This is a genomic window from Methanomethylovorans sp. (assembly GCF_041305605.1).
Lineage (GTDB): Archaea > Halobacteriota > Methanosarcinia > Methanosarcinales > Methanosarcinaceae > Methanomethylovorans.
This window is the reverse complement of record NZ_JBFYLB010000094.1, coordinates 1-2,890: the sequence shown is the minus strand read 5'-3', so window position 1 is coordinate 2,890 and position 2,890 is coordinate 1. Positions and strand designations below refer to the sequence as shown.

Here is a 2,890-nt window from a genome sequence, read left to right as displayed (position 1 = left end):
GCTTCCACTATTCCCTGGAAGGTGTCTGGTCCGCCACAATATACATCCACATCTTTTTGCAGGTAATGTTCTACTATGAAAGATTGCATGAATTTGCCTCCTTTTGATAAACAGGACTGTGAAAAGAGAATCCCATTTCCATATTTGTAGAAAGGAGATGATTTGATAAAAAGGTGACGATTTAACTTTTTTTGCAAAAAAAAGCCCAAAATGAACCTAGATTTAGGAAATAAAGCAAGTTTGCTGTATTAGAAATTTATAAGCAATAAAAACAATATCATGAGAAGTGATAGAATTAACAGTAATTTGAAGATTAATAAAAAAAGAACAAGTTAGATTTGTCAGCTTTTTATTAGTAGAATGAACCAAAAATGGAATAAAGGAAATGAACATATTCTTTTATTCCAGATTCAAAGCTTTGAGTATCATGTGATATTCACTGATAGGCATCCTGGAGTAAAAAGCTCTTTTTATTACTTCGCTCAGAGAAGGATGGATATCCATAGAGTACATTATAGGAGCAGCACTCTGATCAGAAGTGTACATAACAGGAATTATCTCATGGATCAGTATTGAAGCATGGGGGCCTATAATATGGGCTCCGAGTACCTTGTCAGTTTCCGTCTCAAGGATAACTTTCACAAATTCATCTTCAAGGTCCATAGCAAGGCCTTTGCCTGTATCTTGGAACCTATAAAAACCGATGACGATATTGTCTTCTTCGTATTGGGCTACAGCTTCTTTTTCTGACATACCCACACTAGCGATCTCAGGTTCTGAGAAAACAGCACCCGGAACCGCATGGAAATCCACAGTTGCCTTGCGACCCAGAACGGCATTGTAGTAGACTATGGTGGATTCATGATTTGCCACATGTTTAAAGAGATGCTTACCTGTAGCATCACCTATGACCCAGATATTCTTCTGGGAACTTTCAAGATGCTCATCAACTTTGATCCAACCCAGTTTGTCTATCTCAATACCTGCTTTTTCAGGTTTTAGAAGATCTGAATTGGATTCTCTGCCTGTAGCAACGAGAATGTCCGATGATACAATCTGCATCTCTTCACCGGTTTCTCTGTGCTTCAGGAGGACTTGCTTACCTTCCGGAATTTGTTTTACTTCTAATACTTCATGATTTGTGATAATCTCCATGCGTTCTGACATCATACGCTTTGCAAGCACTGAGATCTCGGGTTCTGCCTGGGGAAGAAAATGGGGGTTACGACCAATGATAGTAACTTTAGAACCCATTGCTGAGAAGAAGTGGCCGTACTCTGCTGCAATATAACCACCGCCTATAATAGTCAGGCTTTTTGGCAGTTCAGAAATATGAAGCACATCATCGCTTGTGAGATAACCTACATCATCAAGTCCTTTAACAGATGGGATAGCTGGCCTTGAACCTGTACATAAGAAGATCATCTTTCCTTTGAGAATTTCTTCTCCTGCTTTTAGAGTGTATGGCTCAATGAACTCCGCAGTGGCTTTGTAATAATCGATGCGTGGGTTAGCCTGCAGATTGTCTTCAATGGATTGTATGTCAGAAGATATCTTGCTGCGCATGCGCTCCATTATCTTGCTGAAATCAATACTTTTGATCTGAACGTCAATCCCGAAATGTTGAGCTTTATGAATATCATTTACCAGTTCTGCGGGATATAACAGTATCTTCGAGGGTATACAACCTCTTGTAAGACAGATACCTCCCGGTTCATCCTTATCGATAACAGCAACGTTCATTTCTGGATTGGCATCCATTATGGATCCAATATAGTTCATTCCAGAGCCAGTACCAACAATTATCAGATCGTATTCTTTCACTCTGTCACCCCAATACATATAAAGCAGGATATATCAATTTGATTGAATCTTATCCATCTTTATAACTATTGGTCATGAGCTATAGAAAGAAAAATGAATCACATATTATTAAACGATATTACTTGAGAATTTAGTAGGAACCGGTAGTAAGTTATTGTTATTAGAATTAGTATTTAAATCATAGAGTGAGCATAGCAGCGATCCGAAGTTCCCAAAGGCTCGCGCACTTAAGTACAGTACGGAACGTGGACAGGCTTATCTTCTGTGTTCGGAATGGGTACAGGAGTTGCCCCGCCGCTATGGCCGCTATACTCTTACTCTGATGAAGGGGATGAGCCAAGGTCCGGATTCGAACCGGAATGGTATCGCTCTGCAGGCGATTGCGTAGCCGCTCCGCCACCTTGGCACCTAGCGGAGTTCTAACGTTGAGATAAGATATAAACCTTTCATTAGACCATGTACACTTAATACACATATCAGATATCGTCTGGAATTAGCAGGGCAGACTAGGCACGAGTGGTTAGTAGCCGCGGACTGAACATCTCGTTGCCTTGATGCTTACATCCCGACCCTATCAAACCGGTCTTCTACCGGAACTCTTAACGCAGTCTCTTTTTAGGTTAGATTTCGAGCTTAGATGCTTTCAGCTCTTATTCCTTAGCGCGTAGCTGCTCGGCAATGCCTTGTCAGACAACCGATCGACCAGTGGCGCCGTTGCTCGGTTCCTCTCGTACTAAAAGCAACTTACCCTCAGACTGCACACACCTCTAGTAGATAGTAACCGACCTGTCTCACGACGGTCTAAACCCAGCTCACGATCCCCTTTAATAGGCGAACAACCTCACCCTTGGCTGCTGCTGCACAGCCAGGATGGAAAGAACCGACATCGAGGTAGCAAGCCGCCGGGTCGATATGTGCTCTTGCCTGCTCGTCTTTCGGGCGGGTTTTCCATCGCCGGTGGATCCAGAGGTACTGCTCCGGGGCCTCGCGGACGAAAGCCTCGATCGCGGCGGTGTATTCCTGGGTGATCCAGTGCAGTTCATCGGGACGCCCGGCCCATTCGTTC

The 2,890-nt window shown here is 43.0% G+C and carries 1 protein-coding gene, 1 tRNA gene and 2 rRNA genes; all 4 read right to left on the bottom strand.

The window, feature by feature from the left end:
* Nucleotides 1–399 precede the first annotated feature (399 nt).
* Nucleotides 400–1,824 (bottom strand): dihydrolipoyl dehydrogenase, encoded by a 1,425-nt coding sequence (locus ACCM36_RS06145; RefSeq protein ID WP_370572869.1) that lies wholly within the window; start codon nucleotides 1,822–1,824, stop codon nucleotides 400–402.
* Between the two features lie 189 nt (nucleotides 1,825–2,013).
* A 5S ribosomal RNA gene (rrf, locus tag ACCM36_RS06140) occupies nucleotides 2,014–2,135 on the bottom strand.
* A gap of 23 nt (nucleotides 2,136–2,158) precedes the next feature.
* A tRNA-Cys gene (locus ACCM36_RS06135) sits at nucleotides 2,159–2,230 on the bottom strand.
* Between the two features lie 94 nt (nucleotides 2,231–2,324).
* A 23S ribosomal RNA gene (locus tag ACCM36_RS06130) occupies nucleotides 2,325–2,890 on the bottom strand; the annotation flags it as partial.